Here is a 16,626-nt window from a genome sequence, read left to right on the forward strand (position 1 = left end):
TTTACCCTTTTGCTGCGGCCCCTAGCGGGCGACGACAATCGGGTAGCGCGACGAAGCTGTCTGTTTGCTGTCGGGAATTGCAGACTGATCTCTTTCAGCCGGCGGATACTGAGCTCTCCGCCCTATTTGCTACGCGGCAGCGGCCGCAGGAACAGGCGCTCGTAACTCTTGAACGGCGGATCGGCGCCGAAGCGCGCGTTGGCTGCGATACTGTCGGGATCTGCAGCGACATTGGCGCGGTAGCTGAGATAGGTCTCCTCATCCGGAAAGGTGAAGAGCGCTATCGCAATATTGCCTGCCCCATCCGCCCCGGCGCCGGGAAAACTCAAGCCTGCACCATCGGGCTTTTCGCGCGGCATGAAATATCCGTGATGTGTTCCGCCATAGCGCTCGATGAGCTGCATCCAGACTTCGGCATAGGCTTCGAATTCCGCGCGTTTGTTCGGATCGAGGCGGTAGCGCACCTCGCAGGTAACAGGCATGGTCGACTTCAAGGAAATTCCTCCCATGTCAGCATATAGCTCATAAGAGGACGCCGGCCATGCACACAGTGCCAGATCTGACGGAATTGCAGGAAACGCGGCTGCGTATGGAGGTCAAATACCTGCCCGCCTCGCCGTTCCGGCGGAGTTATGAGCGGCTCTGCCGGCGCTTCGAGGAGGATCTCGCCGATGAACGGGACCGCCTGCTCAGCCAGTGCGCAAGCCTGATGCTGATCAAATTCATTCAGGAGGATATTGCAGGTGTGACGGATTGATGCCGGCTCTGAGCCCTAACCGGTCCGTCATTCCAGCTTGCCGCGAATCGCGCCGCCCGCTACCTCTTGGGCAAGGCTCGACCCAAGCCTCCTCCCTCCATCCGGGAAAGCATCGTCCATGCGGGGCAATCCACCATCGAACCATCTGTTCGAGCACCGCATAAGGAGGGGTTGCGTTTCCGGCTCGCAATGGAGGTTTGAATGAAACTGTCTGCACCCATCTATCAGCTGAAGCGCCGGGCGAAATTGCTGGCGCGTACCGACACGATCCCGCTCCATCAGGCGCTCGATCGCATCGCGCAGGAGGAAGGCTTTACGGCCTGGAGCTTGCTTTCTTCCCAGCATGAGTCAACTGCATCTCCCATGCTATCGCAGCTTGCTGATGGCGATCTGCTGCTGATTGCCGCCCGCCCCGGCCACGGCAAGACCCTGCTCGGCCTGCAGCTTCTGCTCGATGCCGTCAGGCAGGCCCGAAGGGCGACCTTCTTCACGCTCGAATATACCGAAGCGCAGACCCTGCAGCGCCTGCATGCCCTGCCCGAAGGCCACGTGCTGGGCGAAAAGATCGAGATCGTCACCTCGGACGAGATCAGCGCCGATTACATCATGCGCCATCTCGCGGGCGCGCCCAAAGGCACGGTTGCCGTCATCGACTATCTGCAGATCCTCGACCAGCAGCGCATCAAACCGAGCCTTTCTGAACAGGTGACCGCGCTTCGTAGCTTTGCCCGCGAAACCGGCATCGTGCTGGCCTTCATCTCGCAGATCGACCGGTCCTTCGAGGCCGACGACAGAGGCCTGCCGGACCTGACCGATATCCGCCTTCCTAACCAGCTCGATCTCAGGCTGTTCAGCAAGGCCTGCTTCCTGCACAATCGCGACGTCCAGCTTCAGCGCGTCGGCTGAACCGGAAATCGGGGCCGGCGCCCTGCCTGAGCTGTCATGGCGGGCAATGGCAGAGCTCTGCTCGCGTGATCTTAGGCAGAAAGTTGCAGAAATGCCGCAGACGACAGTTCCCTCTCGTGGACTGCGGTATGACACTCCCGTTCGGCCGGATCATTTGCTATCCCTGCGCCCGAAGAGCATGGGCGCATCGAGGTAGACTTTGCCTAAGTAAGAATCGGTCTCAACCCAGTTTCACCCGTACGGCTTGGCGGCTATGGCTGCCGGCGTATGAATGCGTTCATCGGGTGGCGGCAAGAGACCGGTTTGGCATTGTTCTCAATGTGCCAGTGCAGTTCCGCTGTCTCTGCTCTTCAACCACCCCAAGGCATCGCCACACCGCGCCCTCAAGGCATTTCTCTCGCGCCATCTTGGTGGACTTCCGAACGGAAGACCAAGACTTATGTGCGATACTTTACGGGTCCGATGGACCGTTACGCCGAAAACCGCCCCCCAGCCCTGGATCGCCTGTGGCGGATGCGGCGGATTGAGAGCCTTTCAATCCAGTGACAAGATCAGGCTGAATGCCAACGGCCGCAAGCTGGATGCCTGGCTCATCTACAAATGCCTCACCTGCGACAAGACCTGGAACCGGCCACTCTTCGAGCGCCAGAACGTCCGCGATATCGATCCGGCCACTCTGGAAGCGCTGCAATCCAACGATATCAGATGGATCCGGACGGAAAGCTTCAACCTCGATGCCTTGAAACGCAAATCGCAGCGCATCGACGAATTCCCGGAATTCGATATTGCGAGAGAGGTGCTGTCAGAGACTGCCGGCTGGACGCGGCTGGAAATCGAACTGGTGGTACCGTTGCCTGCGGGCATACGCCTCGACCGTCTGCTGGCGTCCGAGCTGAGGCTTTCGCGCACGCGGCTTCAGACGCTCCACGGGAGAGGTCTGCTCGGAACGAGCTCGGATCGCGCCGACATCCTGCGGCGGCGTATCAGGACCGGTATCGAAGTGGTGATCGATCTTGCGACCGTCGCGGATCGCGAGCTCTCCTGGGGACCTCTGGCAACCGGCAGTCCCAGGTAGCCTATTGCGCGAAGGCCCGTATGCCGGGCCTTCGCCACTCCATGGGGCATTCCACAGAAATGGGGGCAGTCAGTGTGAGGCCGGCGACGTGGCGAGCGACACTGCCGGCTCATGCACCGGTCGCCGACCGGCGATCCTCCGAGGCTTCAGCCGGTCCTGCGATGTCAGGGGATTGTCCGCGTCGATGGAGCGGAAGAGCGCCTGCAGCTCAGGCTCCTCGACAAGCAGCGCTGCCTCTGCCGGCGAAATCCAGATCTTCTGCCTCTGGGCATATTCGCGGAAATGCGCCGCCTCGGTCGCCAGCCGCAACAGATGGATCGAAACCGTCAACGGCGTCTCATGATCTTTCAGGTAGGTGTAATAGCCGAGCGGCTTCTTCCTCACCTTGCCGATGATCCCGGCTTCTTCGAAAGCCTCGCGCTGAGCACAGCGATAGGGCTTTTCCCTCCGCTCCGGATAACCCTTGGGGATCACCCATCGTCCGGTATCTCGGCTGCTGATCAGCAGCACGCTCAGCCTTCCGCCCCTCTCGACGCGGCAGCAGATGGCACCGCTCTGGTCAACCCAGCGGCCGCCCGCCTTTGCCGGGACTTTCTTATTCAATTCAGATAAATGCCTGGATGGATGCATAGTCCGCTCGTTGTCTCCTTCTCCTTGCATGAAGAATAGAGCACAACGCCGAATCGAAAATAGCGACCCCTAAAATTAGGGTATCCGATGCACGAGCAACCCCTTGCCCTCAGGCAAACAGGTTTGCAATCCCATAGCAGGCGGCGGCGATAGCGGCGGCAGCCGGCATGGTGATGATCCAGGCAATGACGATATTGCCGGCAATACCCCAGCGCACGGCCGAAAGACGCCGCGCCGCCCCGACGCCGATGATCGCGCCGGTGATCGTATGCGTCGTCGAGACGGGGACGCCGAGCCACGTCGCACCGAACAGCGTCAGCGCCCCGCCGGTTTCGGCGCAAAATCCCTGCATCGGGTTGAGCCTCGTGATCTTCGAGCCCATCGTGTGAACGATACGCCAGCCGCCGAAGAGCGTGCCGAGCGCCATGGCCGACTGGCAGGAGATGACCACCCAGAGCGGCACATGAAAGCTCCCGCCGAGATGACCCTGGCTGAAGAGAAGAACGGCGATGATGCCCATCGTCTTCTGCGCATCGTTGCCGCCATGACCGAGCGAATAGAGCGATGCCGAGACGAACTGCATGAAACGGAAGGTGCGGTCGACGGCGAACGGCGTCTGGCGCACGAACATCCAGGAGACGACGAGCACGAAAAACAGCGCCAGCAGGAAACCGATTGCCGGCGACATGACGATCGCACCGACTGTCTTCAAGAGGCCACTCCAGACGATGGAACTGAAGCCGACCTTCGCAAGTCCGGCCCCGACCAGTCCGCCGACCAGCGCATGCGACGAAGACGAGGGAATGCCGAACAGCCAGGTGACGATGTTCCAGACGATCGCCCCCATCAGCGCCGCAAAGATCACCTGCGGCGAGACGATTGAGGGATCGATGATGCCGGTGCCGAGGGTTTCGGCGACATGCAGGCCGAAAAACAGAAATGCGATGAAGTTGAAGAAGGCCGCCCAGGCGACGGCATATTGCGGCCTCAGAACCCGGGTGGAAACGATCGTCGCAATCGAATTCGCCGCGTCATGCAGTCCGTTCAGGAAATCGAAGAACAGGGCCACACCGATCAGGCCGATCAGCAGCGGAAGGGAGAGAGTGGCTTCCATCAGACGTTCTCGATGACGACGCCGCTGATTTCATTGGCCACGTCCTCGAACCGGTCGACGATCTTTTCCAGGTTCGAGTAGATCTCGCTGCCGATCATGTAGGCCATGGCATTGCCGCTGGCACCATGCCGGCGATAGAGGTCCTTCAGCCCCTCGTCATGCAGTTCGTCAGAACGGCCCTCGACTCGCGTGATCTCCTCGGCGATCGCCGACAGCTGATGGGCATTGGCGCCGATCCTGTCGAGCAGCCCGATCGCCTGCTGCATCAGGCCGGCAGCCTTGACGATCTCGCCGCCCAGTTCCCGCATCAGCGGATCGAAGCTCGATTGCTCGAAAAGCCGTATGATCTTCACCGTCTTGTGCATCATGTCGATCGCATCGTCCATGGACTGGATCAGGTCCTTGATGTCGCCGCGATCGAAGGGCGTGATGAAGCTGCGCCGGATGGCAAGCAGAACTTCACGTGTAATCTGGTCGGCATCGTCCTCCAGGGCGATGATGCGATCGCAGTTCTCCTGAACCGCCTCGCCTTTCAGGAGCTTCTCCATTGCCTCGGCTGCCGCCACGACGGTTTTCGCATGCCTGCAGAACATCTCGAAGAAGCGGTCCTCCCGCGGCATCATCTTGCGAAACACGCTCATCATATCAGGCGATCCTTCCCTGTGCGGGCGACGGTCATCGGAGACTGTCATAAATGTGTCATAAAGCGTCGCAGGCAATTGATCGAAAAAGTAAAAGTTGACAATGCTTGATGTCATGAAATCCAGCAAAAAAGGTGCAAAATCTCGCACCGGTCCATCGAGACCCCTGTTGAAGCAGCTTGCAGGACGGCCGGAGAAGCTCTTTTCCGGCGCCTTTCGCCAGCAATATGGCGCGCTCTGCTTCCGCTATACGAACCCCGGTGCGGAGACCGACCACCCCGAGATCGAAGTCCTCGTCGTCACCACGCGTGACAGCCGCCGCTGGATCATTCCAAAGGGCTGGCCGATGAAAAAGAAGAAACCGCATGAGGCGGCCGCCACCGAGGCCTGGGAGGAAGCCGGCGTGCGCGGAACCGTCAGCAAACAGCCGGTCGGCCGCTATACCTATCTCAAGGAACTCGATGACGGCGACGTCGTTCCCTGCATCGTCGATATCTTTCAGATCGAGGTGGCGCACACCCAAGAGCAATTCCGGGAAGTCGGCCAGCGCGTGCTGGACTGGGTGAGCCCGGACGAAGCAGCCCGGCGCGTACGCGAACTCGAACTGAAATCCCTGCTCGTCGATTTTCGCCCCCGGTCCGGCAAGGGGCAGCGCAAGAAGAAGGGCTAAGACGTAGAGCAACCCTACTCCCGGTCGCCCCGCTTCTCCTGCGACATAAGCTGGCTGAGCGTTGCCGCCGGGATCGCATCGGCGGCATAAGTGAAGGTGCCCGATGATTTCACCTCCTCGGCCGCCCGCAGCAGTGCACCCAGTGCGGCGCGCGCAAAGGACCCGCCCACACTCACACGGCGCACCCCGGCAGCCGAGAGTTCGGTAACGCGATAGCGCGGCCCCTTCAGCCCCATCACGACATTGACGGGCTTGTCGACGGCGGCGCAGACCGTTCTGATCGCTTCGATATCAGGCAGGCCGGGCGCATAGAGCACATCGGCGCCGGCTGCCGAGAAAGCCTGCAGCCGCCTGATCGTGTCATCGAGATCGGGACGCTCCCACAGAAAATTCTCCGCCCTTGCCGTCAGCAGGAAAGGCAGTGTCCGCGCCGCTTCCGCCGCGGCCTGCACACGCTCGACGGCCTGTGAGAGATCATAGATCGGCCTTGCCGGATCGCCGGTTGCGTCTTCGATCGATCCGCCGACCAGCCCGGCAGCAGAGGCCAGCCGGATCGTTTCGGCGCAGATCTCGGGCGCGGCACCGAACCCGTCTTCGAGATCGGCGGATACGGGAAGATCGGTCGCTCCGACGATCTCCGCGGCATTGTCGAGGATCTCGCCGCGCGTCAGGCTGGCAAATGAATCCCGCTTGCCCTTGGAAAAGGCATAGCCGGCGCTGGTCGTTGCCAGGGCTTCGAAACCAAGGCCTGTCAGGATCCGCGCCGAGCCGGCATCCCATGGGTTCGGAATGACGAATGCCTCATCCCGCTGATGCAGTGCCTTGAACCGCTCGAACTTCGTCTGTTGCTCCGCCACGACTCTCCTCCTCCGCATATGACAGCTAGGTCAGACTAGCATCCGCGAACAAAATGTGAACGACTTTGTACTGTCTATACAGTTTTTGCCGATGGCGGTCCGCCGATCAGTTGCGTAGCCGATAGCCCGTCTTGAAGATCCAGCCGAGCGTGCTGAGACAAATCACCAGAAACAGCGAAATCATGCCGAGGCTGACCAGCGGGTTGACGTCAGCGATCCCGTAGAAACTCCAGCGGAAGCCGCTGACGAGGTAGAGCACCGGGTTGAAATGGCTGACGGCCTGCCAGAAGGGCGGCAGCATGTTGATCGAGTAGAAGCTGCCGCCGAGGAAGGTGAGCGGCGGTACGACGAGCATCGGGATCAAGTTCAGCTGTTCGAAATTCGTCGCCCAGATGCCGATCATGAAGCCGAACAGACTGAAGCTGATTGCCGTCAGCAGGAAGAACAGCACCATCATGAAGGGGTGCTCGATGCGGACATCGACGAAGAGATTGGCAGTCAGGAGGATGATGGTGCCGATGATCAGCCCCTTGGTGGCCGCCGCCCCGACATAGCCGATCAGGATTTCCGTCATGGCGACGGGGGCCGACAGGATCTCGTAGATCGTGCCGGTGAATTTCGGAAAATAGATGCCGAAGGAGCCGTTGCCGATGCACTGGCCGAGCAGCGTCAGCATGATCAGGCCGGGCGTGATGAAAGCACCGTAGGAGACGCCCTCCACCTGCTGGATGCGCGAGCCGACGGCAGCACCGAAGACGATGAAATAGAGCGAGGTGGAAATGACGGGGGAAACCACGCTCTGCAGCAGCGTGCGGCGCGTGCGCGCCATCTCGAAATAGTAGATCGACTTGATCGCCTCGAAGTTCATCTTGCGGCTCCCACCAGCGATACGAAAATGTCTTCGAGCGAGCTCTGCCGCGTCGAGAGATCCCGGAAATGGATGTTGTTCTCGCCGAGGCGCGTCAGCAGCGATGCGACGCTTTCGTGCTCGTCGCGCGTATCGAATTCGTAGACCAGCCGGTTTCCCTCTGCCTCGATCGACAGGCCGTTGCCGGCAAAACAGTCCGGCAGCGTGTCGAGCGGATCGTTGAGTTCGAGGATAAGCTGCTTGCGGCCGAGCTTGGCCATCAGCGCCTGCTTGTCTTCGACCAGCAGCAGCTCGCCGCCATTGATGACGCCGACGCGGTCGGCGATCTCTTCGGCCTCTTCGATGTAGTGTGTCGTCAGGATGATGGTGACGCCTTCGGCACGCAGCCGCTCGACGACCTTCCACATATCCTTGCGCAGCGTCACGTCGACGCCGGCTGTCGGCTCGTCGAGGAAGAGGATGGAGGGTTCGTGCGACAGCGCCTTAGCGATCAGCACGCGCCGCTTCATGCCGCCCGAGAGCTGGCGCAGCGTATTATCCTTCTTGTCCCAGAGCGACAGGTCGCGCAGCACCTTCTCGATATGGGCCGGCTTGGCCTTCTTGCCGTGCAGCCCGCGCGAAAAGCTCACTGTGTTCCACACCGTCTCGAACTGGTCGGTGGTCAGTTCCTGCGGCACGAGGCCAATCAGCGTGCGCGTGGCACGGAAATCCTTCACCACATCGTGCCCGTCGACCACGACCGCGCCGCCGCTCGGATTGGCGATGCCGCAGATGATCGAGATCAGCGTTGTCTTGCCCGCCCCGTTCGGCCCGAGCAGCGCCAGGATTTCGCCGCGCTCGATTTCGAGGTTGATGCCCTTCAGGGCCTGGAAGCCATTTGCATAGGTCTTGGTGAGATTCTGGACGGAAATGATCGGTGCCATAGGGGCTCTTTGCGGATATCAGTCGAATTTGGCCCGCTATATAGCCCCATTATGAAGCTTTGACATCCCGGCGGGTCTGAACACTGAATTCACACCATTGTCCCATCCGCCGATCCTATCAGGCATTGGACGCTATCGCGGGTCATCTGCCGCGTGAAAGAAAATCACCTCCCGGCTTCCCATGTCATCAATCGGTGATGTTCATCCCCCATAAACACACGCGAGGACAGCATCGGCTCCCGCCCGCCGCCACCCCTTTGCGGAGCCGCCCCTTCGGCGATCTCGTTACGCCTCTCTGCTGACCTCGGCATTGTAATGAAATTTATTGTCAGTCACGAAATGCAAGGAACCGGCCCAGTATCCCCTGTTCAGCCGTGTTCGTCTAAGCCGGCCCCTGGCCGGCTTCTTTTTTGTCGAAGCACAGCCTACGGCACGGCCTCATGCTCCTCCCGCGCCGCCTCCCAAACTTCCTTCGCCGCATCGAGGTTGATAAGCGCGATGGCAAGCCCGACGACGAGATCGGGCCAGATCGAATGCCAGAGATAGGCCGTCACCAGACCGGCGGCGATGATGGCGATATTGGCGGCCGCATCGTTGCGGGCCGACAAAAATGCCGCCCGCGTCAGCGAGCCGCCGGCATGGCGGTGGGCGGCGAGGATATAGGCGCAGAAAAGATTGACGGCGAGCGCCCCGAGACCCGCAAGCGACAGCGGCACGGGCAGCGGCGGCACCGGATGGACGACCTTGCCCCACGCCGTCACCAGGAAGGCGAGCGCCGGCACGAGCAGGATGCCCGCCATGCCCATGCCGACCCGCGCCCGGCTTTTCGCCGACCATGCCATGGCAAAGAAGATCAGCAGATTGACCGAGGCATCTTCGAGAAAATCCACGCTGTCGGCAAGCAGCGAGACGGAACCTATCGCCAGTGCTACCGCAAATTCCACGCCGAAATAGCCGAGATTGAGAAGCGCGACCGTCATGACGGTGCGCCGAAGGGCCTGTTCCATGCTGCTGTTCCCTACCCGATGGCGTTTCGTCCGAAGCCCCTCGCCTTAACCCGACCAAGGTCGAGGGACGTGCATACGACGCCTTGGAGAGTGCGGAGACGTTTACGACATACCTCTTCTCCCCGCCGGGGAGAAGATGCCGGCAGGCAGATGAAGGGGCTCCGGGCGCAAACGGACCTTTTCAAAACCCTTCCCTCACGACACTCGTTGCTCGATCTTGGACGGGTTTGAAACAGGATCTTTTAAACTGAACAGGAGAAGCGAAGAGAGCCGCTTCAGTCGTTGACGCTTTCGAGGATATCGTCGAAAAGCCGTTCGGCATAGCGCATCGTTTCGATCTGCTCTTCCGGCGAAAGCTTGTGTGCAACGCATTCCGCCCGTATCGCGGTCCTGAGCTTTGCCAGCAGGGCTGCCTGTTCATAGGGCGTGAAGGCGCCGTCGCGAACGGTGATCTTTGCGATCGTTTCCAGGATGGCGATACGGCCTTCCACCTGTCTAGCCGAGCCGACATAGAACGGCCGCGGCGGGCGGAGGTTACGGCGCGGAAATGCTACGATGTTGCTCATAGCCCGCTCACAGGGCTGGTGTCTTGAAATCGGAGCCTGACAACATGGTGTGCAGCTTGTATTCGCTGTCGGCACCCTGCCGGTAAAGGTCGATTGTCACACGAGCGAGTTCACGCGCCTCAGTGCAGTCGCGTGACCAGCCGCGCTCCGCGCAAAGCCGGTCGAAGGCCTTCTGCACGATCGCTAGTTCCACAGCGCCGATCCAGCGATCCGCAGGCGCATCCGTTCTGATCTTCGGTTGCATGATCTCCTCCCGATCGCTCCATAAAGATGCTGCCAAACGCATGAATGTGGAGAGAGTTCCACACAAAATGCGGAACGCAAAAATCTTCCTTCGGCTCCCCCGCACGCCTTGGTTTACCGCCTGAAAGCGTCCCCGCCGGCCGCCGGAAAAGGAAAAATTGTGCGTTAAAACTCTTAGGAATCGTCCAATCCGCGCTTGTAGATCGGTCTCCCGCCTGACGGCCCGCGCCTCCTACGGCCCGGCCCCGAAGAACGCGAGCCGGGTCAGGATCGTATAGTCCGCTTCCGATACCATCAGGGCCACAAAAACCAGCACCAGGAGCGGCGGCAGCAGGATCGCGTAGACCAGCGCCAGCCGTTCCCAGGCCATGTGCATGAAGACGGCGACGATCAGGCCTGCCTTCAGCATCATGAACACCAGGATCAGCGTCCACCTGAGATAGCCCTGGATGCCGAGATAATCGACCATGTAGGAACCGGCGCTGAGCACGAAGAGCAGGCCCCAGACGAGGAGATAGAGCCGGATCGGGTGCTGCTGCCCGCTATGTGTTTGAGCAGGCGCCGTCTGGCTTTGTGCATGCGCCGTTGTCTCGCTCATGACGACCTCACCACAGATAGAAAAACGCGAAGATGAAGACCCAGACCAGGTCGACGAAGTGCCAGTAGAGGCCCATGATCTCGACGGCCTCGTAGCGGCCCTTTCGGCTGGTGAAGAAGCCGCGGCGCTCCACATCGAAATCGCCACGCCAGACCTTGCGGGCAATGATCAGCAGGAAGATGACGCCGATGGTGACATGCGTGCCGTGAAAGCCCGTGATCATGAAGAAGGTCGATCCGAACTGCGCAGCACCCCACGGATTTTCCCAGGGACGCACGCCTTCGGTGATCAGCTTCGTCCATTCGAAGGCCTGCATGCCGACGAAGGTTGCCCCGAGAAGTGCGGTCAGCAGCATCAGGGCAGCGGTCCTTCCCCGTTCGTGGCGATAGCCGAAATTGACCGCCATCGCCATGGTGCCGCTGCTCGAGATCAGCACGAAGGTCATGATCGCGATCAGGATCAGCGGAACGTCCTGGCCGCCGATGTGGAGCGCGAAGACCTCGCTCGGATTGGGCCAGGGAACCGGCGTCGACATGCGGGCCGTCATGTAGGCGATCAGAAAACAGCCGAAGACGAAAGTGTCGCTGAGCAGAAAGATCCACATCATCGCCTTGCCCCAGGAGGCGGTCTTGAAGGCGCGCTGATCCGAGCTGAAATCGGCCGCGACACCACGCAGGCCTGGTAGCCCGACGCCGGGCTCGCCATGTGTCTGGACGGGATGTGCCATCTGCAAATCTCCTAGTTCAGTAGCGTACGGCAGAGATCGACGAAATCATTCGCCCAGCCGGCAAAGAGCGCGAAGAGCAGAAGCCAGACGGCGAGCATGAAATGCGAATAGATGGCCGAGAGATCGACGCTGAGCCGCAGCCTTTCGGGCTGGACATCGGCTGAAAATGCCCTCACCGTCGTATGCGAGAGAACGGCAAGCCCGCCCAGAATATGCAGGCCGTGCAGGCCGGTGAGCATATAGAAGAAGCTGTTGGCGGGGTTGTCGGCAAGCACGTAGCCGGCCGCGTCAAGCTCCCGCCATGCCTGGATCTGGCCGACGAGGAAGAAGACGGCAAGAGCAAGCCCTGCAACGAGCGCCGGCCGCAGGCTTTCCATGCGGCCGTGCCGGGCTTCGCGTCTGGCCCATTGCAACGCAACGCTGCTCAAAGCGAGTGCTGCGGTATTCACCCAAAGCAGGCGCGGAATCGGCATCCCCCACCAGTCGGCGGAGGCCATGCGCATGAAATAGGCGCTGACGGCAAGGCTGAACAGCGCGCCGACGACGCCGAGAAACACGAAAAGGCCGATCTTCACCGCCGGCACCGGTGACTGCTGCCTTCGGGCATCGTCATGAGCCGGCAGCTGCACCGACCCCGTTTCGAGCCATGGCTTCGAGGTCAGCCGCTGCCCCGAGAGCCACCAGATGATGATGGCGCCGATTGCGGCGAGAAAGATCAACGTGACGTTCATGCCGGAACCTCCCGCGTGACGCCGCCGCTTGCCGGCACATTCTGAGGAATGAAATCCTCGGCCGCGCCAGGCACGCTGTAATCATAGGCCCAGCGGTAGACGACAGGCAGTTCCTTGCCCCAGTTGCCGTGCGCCGGCGGCGTCTGGGGCGTCTGCCATTCGAGCGTCGTTGCCCGCCAAGGATTGCCGCCTGCCTCCCTGCCCCGGAAAAGGCTCCAGACCAGATTGAACAGGAAGACTATTTGGGCAGCCCCGACGATCAGCGCCATGATAGTGATGAAAATGTTCAGCGTATGGGCCGAAGGCGGAACGAAGGCTGTCTCCCCCATCTCGAAATAGCGGCGCGGCACGCCGAGCAGGCCGAGATAATGCATCGGGAAGAAGATGGCATAGGTGCCGAGGAAGGTGATCCAGAAGTGGATCCGGCCGAGCGTCTCGTCCAGCATGCGTCCCGTCACCTTCGGATACCAGTGATAGATCGCCCCGAAGATGACGAGGATCGGCGCGACCCCCATGACCATGTGGAAATGCGCGACGACGAACATCGTATCCGACAACGGCACGTCGACGACGACATTGCCGAGGAACAGACCGGTGAGCCCGCCATTGACGAAGGTGACGATGAAGGCAAGCGCAAAGAGCATCGGCAGCGTCAGGTGGATGTCGCCGCGCCACAGCGTCAGCACCCAGTTATAGACCTTGATCGCTGTCGGCACGGCGATGATCAGCGTCGTGGTGGCGAAGAAGAAGCCGAAGGCCGGGTTCATCCCGCTGACATACATATGGTGCGCCCAGACGACGAAGCTCAAGGCTCCGATGATGACGATCGCCCAGACCATCATCCGATAGCCGAAGATGTTCTTGCGCGCATGCGTGCTGATCAGGTCCGAAACGATGCCGAAGGCAGGCAGTGCCACGATATAGACCTCCGGATGGCCGAAGAACCAGAACAGGTGCTGGAACAGGATCGGGCTTCCGCCGCCGTGCTGCAGCTGCGTGCCCATCTCGACGATGGCAGGCATGAAGAAGCTGGTGCCGAGCAGGCGGTCGAACAGCATCATGACGCAGGCGACGAAGAGGGCCGGAAAGGCCAAGAGCGCCATCACGGTCGCGGTGAAGATGCCCCAGACGGTGAGCGGCATGCGCATCAGCGTCATGCCGCGTGCCCGCCCCTGCAGCACAGTCACCACGTAGTTCAGGCCACCCATGGTGAAGCCGATGATGAAGACGATCAGCGAGGTGAGCATCAGGAGGATGCCCCAGTCCTTGCCGCCGGGCGTGCCTGACAGGACGGATTGCGGCGGATAGAGCGTCCAGCCGGCTCCTGTCGGGCCGCCGGGCGCAAAGAAGCCGGCGACCAGGATCAGCACCGCAAGCAGATAGATCCAGTAGCTCAGCATGTTCGCGTAAGGAAATACCATGTCGCGCGCGCCGACCATCAGCGGGATGAGGTAATTGCCGAAGCCGCCGAGGAAGAGCGCGGTGAGCAGATAGATCACCATGATCATGCCGTGCATGGTGATGAACTGGTAATAGTGGTCGGCATCGATGAAGGAGAGCGCGCCGGGAAAGGCAAGCTGGATCCGCATCAGCCAGGAGAGCACCAGCGCCACCATACCGATCGAGATGGCGGTAATCGAATATTGCACGGCGATGATCTTCGCATCCTGGCTGAACACGTATTTCGTCCACCAGCTGTGCGGATGATAAAGCTCGACATCCTCGACTTCGGCGGATGGGATGCTGCCGGATGGAATCTCGACCATGATCTCTCTTCCCTTCCTTCCCGATGCGGCCTCCGGCCGTCATCTGCCGGTTGCCAGCCGGCAAGTGGCCTTTGGCCACTTTCGCCGGCTTCAGTTTACCGGCGGTGGCTCTCCCGATGACGCCGTAAGCTGGGTGAATGTCTGCTGCTGATCGAGCCAGGCCTGATAGTCCGCCGTTTCGTCGACCACGACGGTCCCGCGCATCTGCGGATGACCGACACCGCAGAGTTCGGCACAGAGGATCTCGAAGGTTCCCGTTCGCGTCGGCGTGAGCCAGAAATAGGTGACCATGCCGGGGATCATGTCCATCTTGGCACGGAATTCCGGCACGTAGAAATCGTGGAGCACATCCACGGAGCGAAGCAATATGTGGACCGGCTTACCGACAGGCAGATGCAGCTCGCCGCCCTCGACGATGAGGTCGTCGAGGCCGTTCGCGTCGTTCTTGTCGAGGCCGAGTGGGTTCTCAGGGGTAACGTCGCGCGTCTGCGCACGGCCAAGCTTTCCGTCCGCGCCCGGCAGGCGGAAGCTCCATAGCCATTGCTGGCTGACGACCTCCACCGATGCGGCATCGGCAGGCACCGTGATGAACTGGTTCCACACGAAGAGCCCCGGCGCCAGCATGGCCGCGACGCCGACCGCCGTTCCCCCTGCCAGCAGCAGCTCCAGCCTGCGGTTCTCGGGCTCGTAATGCGCCCGGTTGCCCGGCTTGTGCCGGAAGCGGAACACGCTATAGGCCATGAAGGAAATCACCGCCACGAAGACGATGCCGGTGATCCAGAAGGTGATGACGAGCGTGCTGTCGATATAGCTCCAGTTGGATGCGATCGGCGTCCACCACCACGGGCTCAGCACATGGAACAGCACGGAGCCGACGACAACAAGGACGAGAACGAGCACAACAGCCATTTCCGCCCCTCCCTGGGCCGACCGACCGTGAAACCGCATTCCGAAATATTGTGTTTATTATCGCACAGATAGAAAATATGGGCAATTACCGCTATTTAGGCATAGGTAACGGCCCGGTTCATCACTTGGAATATTGTTTGAGATAGGCGATGAGATCGGTGATTTCCTGATCATCCTTCAGGCCGACGAAGGCCATCTTCGTGCCCTTCACCTTGACTTTCGGATTGTGCAGATAATCGCGCAGCGTCGCCTCGTCCCAGACGAGCCCGCCATCGCCGGCCGCCTTCATCGAAGCCGAATAAGCGAAATCGGGATGCGTTCCGGCCTTCCTGCCGAGCACCCCGTTCAGCGATGGACCGACCTTGTTCGTATCGGATTCGACGATATGACAGGTCGCGCATTTCTTGAAAACAGCGGCACCCGCTGTCGGATCGCCCTCCTGCGCCCCTGACCTGCCAGGGGAAAGAGCAATCACGGATGCACCGATCAGCAGAACGACACGATAATCCACGGCAAACCTCATCCTCCTAAAGGTCGCCCCGCCACTCCCGCCCTCCGCTGGCATTCGCGCGCGGATCGTGGTTGCGATGGCCGAAAGCTTAATCTTTCGCGCAAGCAAGTCAATCGGTTCCCCAATTGGGAACTGGGGCATGCGGCAGAGCAGCCGCCAAAACTGACATATGATGCATGGTGGCGATATCAGGCTTAGTCGTCGCTCGACCAGCGGACGCCGGCGTCGTCCGCCGCTTCGATGAAGGCTTCCCGCGCCTCGTCGGGAAGAAGCTGGCCTTCCAAGACAGCCGCAAAGCAGGCCAGCGCATGCTCGAAGGCCAGACCATGGGTGACAGGCCATTTTTCGGCAAGAAGCACCGCCGCATGGCCCGTTCCACGCACGGTAATGGGAATCTCCTGGCCCGGAAGCCGGATATGCAAGGGTATGGTCCAATCTGGCATGATGAATAGCGCCGCCGCCCAGGATCGATCGTTCCGCGCCCAAACGCGGCGACCGGGAGAAAGTTCCCGCACGAGCACTCTGGGTGTCCTAAACAGGATTACCATTCGGTGATAGGGATCCCTGCCTATCGGCAACACAAACGGCCCGATACCGTCAGGGGATAATTCCGGCCAATGCGTTAGTGATGGTAGCCAATTTCGTGTGCGATGCGCTGGCGGGCACGGTTCACCCGGCTCTTGATGGTGCCGATCGGGCAATGGAAATGGTTTGCCGCTTCCTCATAGGAACGCCCGTCCACCAGGATGAAGGCAAAGGCGGCACGATAAGGCTCCGGGAGGTGTCCGCAGGCAGCTTCAAGCTCATGGCCGCGCAGATGCCATTCCTGATCCGCAGGCACACTGCCCTGCGACGAAGCGCAATCCTCCAAACCGAACGTCTCGCGCTGCCTAAGTCGGAAGCGCGTGCAGAAGGAATTGCGCATGATCGTAAACAGCCAGGATTTCATCCTCGTGCCCTGTTTGAACTGCTCTATATTGGCGAGCGCCCTGACTAGCGTTTCCTGCACGAGATCATCAGCATCCGCTGGCGTCCGGTAAAAGGTGCGGGCAAATGCCCTCAGCGCTGGAATGTGCGCGACTATTTCCTGTTGAAGAATTTCGGGGGAATATTTCACGTCCCAGCTC

At 60.7% G+C, this 16,626-nt stretch carries 22 protein-coding genes; 4 read left to right on the forward strand and 18 right to left on the reverse strand.

Features of this window, described 5'->3' with window-relative positions; genetic code table 11:
* Positions 1–122: 122 nt before the first annotated feature.
* Entirely contained in the window at positions 123–494 is a 372-nt protein-coding gene (locus tag FHT92_RS08625) for an NIPSNAP family protein (protein WP_183738844.1), read from the reverse strand.
* Positions 495–541: 47 nt separating this feature from the next.
* Between FHT92_RS08625 and FHT92_RS08630 the strand changes: the two genes are divergently transcribed.
* The 3 genes from FHT92_RS08630 (at position 542) to FHT92_RS08640 (ending at position 2,738) form a co-directional block, all read left to right on the forward strand.
* Complete coding sequence (locus FHT92_RS08630) at positions 542–757, forward strand: hypothetical protein (RefSeq protein ID WP_183738846.1); 216 nt, start codon at positions 542–544, stop codon at positions 755–757.
* A gap of 201 nt (positions 758–958) precedes the next feature.
* Entirely contained in the window at positions 959–1,663 is a 705-nt protein-coding gene (locus tag FHT92_RS08635) for a DNA helicase (protein WP_183823921.1), read from the forward strand.
* Positions 1,664–2,102: 439 nt separating this feature from the next.
* Positions 2,103–2,738, forward strand: coding sequence for a DUF1062 domain-containing protein (locus FHT92_RS08640; protein WP_183823923.1), 636 nt, complete (start codon positions 2,103–2,105; stop codon positions 2,736–2,738).
* A gap of 69 nt (positions 2,739–2,807) precedes the next feature.
* On the opposite strand, the gene FHT92_RS08645 is transcribed toward FHT92_RS08640, so the two are convergent.
* The 3 genes from FHT92_RS08645 to FHT92_RS08655 form a co-directional block, all read right to left on the reverse strand.
* Positions 2,808–3,341 (reverse strand): NUDIX hydrolase, encoded by a 534-nt coding sequence (locus FHT92_RS08645; RefSeq protein ID WP_246735176.1) that lies wholly within the window; start codon positions 3,339–3,341, stop codon positions 2,808–2,810.
* A 136-nt stretch (positions 3,342–3,477) separates the two neighbouring features.
* The gene (locus FHT92_RS08650; RefSeq protein WP_183823927.1) at positions 3,478–4,482 is read right to left on the reverse strand and encodes an inorganic phosphate transporter; all 1,005 of its coding nucleotides are present in this window, start codon (positions 4,480–4,482) and stop codon (positions 3,478–3,480) included.
* A complete protein-coding gene (locus FHT92_RS08655; RefSeq protein ID WP_183823929.1) occupies positions 4,482–5,126 on the reverse strand; it encodes a DUF47 domain-containing protein in 645 nt (214 codons plus the stop codon). The genes FHT92_RS08650 and FHT92_RS08655 overlap by 1 nt, the downstream gene beginning before the upstream one ends.
* Before the next feature lie 112 nt (positions 5,127–5,238).
* Here FHT92_RS08655 and FHT92_RS08660 point away from each other — a divergent pair, with 112 nt between their 5' ends.
* Positions 5,239–5,793 carry an NUDIX hydrolase gene (locus FHT92_RS08660; protein WP_183823930.1) on the forward strand — a complete coding sequence of 185 codons (555 nt, stop codon included), beginning with the start codon at positions 5,239–5,241 and terminating at the stop codon, positions 5,791–5,793.
* Positions 5,794–5,807: 14 nt separating this feature from the next.
* Here the strand turns inward: FHT92_RS08660 and FHT92_RS08665 are convergent, their stop codons facing one another.
* The 14 genes from FHT92_RS08665 to FHT92_RS08730 all read right to left on the reverse strand — a co-directional run bounded on the left by FHT92_RS08665 (position 5,808) and on the right by FHT92_RS08730 (position 16,616).
* Positions 5,808–6,650, reverse strand: a complete 843-nt coding sequence (locus tag FHT92_RS08665; RefSeq protein WP_183823932.1) for an oxaloacetate decarboxylase — start codon at positions 6,648–6,650, stop codon at positions 5,808–5,810.
* 106 nt (positions 6,651–6,756) lie between these two features.
* Positions 6,757–7,518, reverse strand: coding sequence for an ABC transporter permease (locus FHT92_RS08670; protein ID WP_183738867.1), 762 nt, complete (start codon positions 7,516–7,518; stop codon positions 6,757–6,759).
* Positions 7,515–8,441 carry an ABC transporter ATP-binding protein gene (locus FHT92_RS08675; protein ID WP_183823933.1) on the reverse strand — a complete coding sequence of 309 codons (927 nt, stop codon included), beginning with the start codon at positions 8,439–8,441 and terminating at the stop codon, positions 7,515–7,517. The genes FHT92_RS08670 and FHT92_RS08675 overlap by 4 nt, the downstream gene beginning before the upstream one ends.
* Before the next feature lie 425 nt (positions 8,442–8,866).
* Complete coding sequence (locus FHT92_RS08680) at positions 8,867–9,448, reverse strand: cation transporter (protein ID WP_183823935.1); 582 nt, start codon at positions 9,446–9,448, stop codon at positions 8,867–8,869.
* 275 nt (positions 9,449–9,723) lie between these two features.
* On the reverse strand, positions 9,724–10,014 hold the full coding sequence (locus FHT92_RS08685) for a hypothetical protein (RefSeq protein ID WP_183738875.1): 291 nt from the start codon (positions 10,012–10,014) through the stop codon (positions 9,724–9,726).
* Positions 10,015–10,021: 7 nt separating this feature from the next.
* On the reverse strand, positions 10,022–10,258 hold the full coding sequence (locus FHT92_RS08690) for a hypothetical protein (protein WP_183738878.1): 237 nt from the start codon (positions 10,256–10,258) through the stop codon (positions 10,022–10,024).
* A gap of 231 nt (positions 10,259–10,489) precedes the next feature.
* The gene (locus FHT92_RS08695; protein WP_183738881.1) at positions 10,490–10,855 is read right to left on the reverse strand and encodes a cytochrome C oxidase subunit IV family protein; all 366 of its coding nucleotides are present in this window, start codon (positions 10,853–10,855) and stop codon (positions 10,490–10,492) included.
* 7 nt (positions 10,856–10,862) lie between these two features.
* Positions 10,863–11,582, reverse strand: a complete 720-nt coding sequence (locus FHT92_RS08700; protein WP_183823937.1) for a heme-copper oxidase subunit III family protein — start codon at positions 11,580–11,582, stop codon at positions 10,863–10,865.
* Between the two features lie 11 nt (positions 11,583–11,593).
* Positions 11,594–12,313 carry a cytochrome c oxidase subunit 3 gene (locus FHT92_RS08705; RefSeq protein WP_183823938.1) on the reverse strand — a complete coding sequence of 240 codons (720 nt, stop codon included), beginning with the start codon at positions 12,311–12,313 and terminating at the stop codon, positions 11,594–11,596.
* Positions 12,310–14,079: a cytochrome c oxidase subunit I gene (ctaD, locus tag FHT92_RS08710; RefSeq protein WP_183823940.1), complete on the reverse strand. Its 1,770-nt coding sequence runs from the start codon at positions 14,077–14,079 to the stop codon at positions 12,310–12,312. Before ctaD ends, FHT92_RS08705 begins: the two co-directional genes overlap by 4 nt.
* 90 nt (positions 14,080–14,169) lie before the next feature.
* Complete coding sequence (locus tag FHT92_RS08715; protein ID WP_183738892.1) at positions 14,170–14,988, reverse strand: cytochrome c oxidase subunit II; 819 nt, start codon at positions 14,986–14,988, stop codon at positions 14,170–14,172.
* Positions 14,989–15,109: 121 nt separating this feature from the next.
* On the reverse strand, positions 15,110–15,499 hold the full coding sequence (locus FHT92_RS08720) for a cytochrome c family protein (protein WP_312858753.1): 390 nt from the start codon (positions 15,497–15,499) through the stop codon (positions 15,110–15,112).
* A gap of 194 nt (positions 15,500–15,693) precedes the next feature.
* The gene (locus FHT92_RS08725) at positions 15,694–16,047 is read right to left on the reverse strand and encodes a DUF982 domain-containing protein (protein WP_312858754.1); all 354 of its coding nucleotides are present in this window, start codon (positions 16,045–16,047) and stop codon (positions 15,694–15,696) included.
* Between the two features lie 74 nt (positions 16,048–16,121).
* A complete protein-coding gene (locus FHT92_RS08730) occupies positions 16,122–16,616 on the reverse strand; it encodes a sigma-70 family RNA polymerase sigma factor (protein ID WP_183738907.1) in 495 nt (164 codons plus the stop codon).
* Between the last annotated feature and the right edge of the window lie 10 nt (positions 16,617–16,626).

This window comes from Rhizobium sp. BK377, from assembly GCF_014193935.1.
GTDB lineage: Bacteria > Pseudomonadota > Alphaproteobacteria > Rhizobiales > Rhizobiaceae > Rhizobium.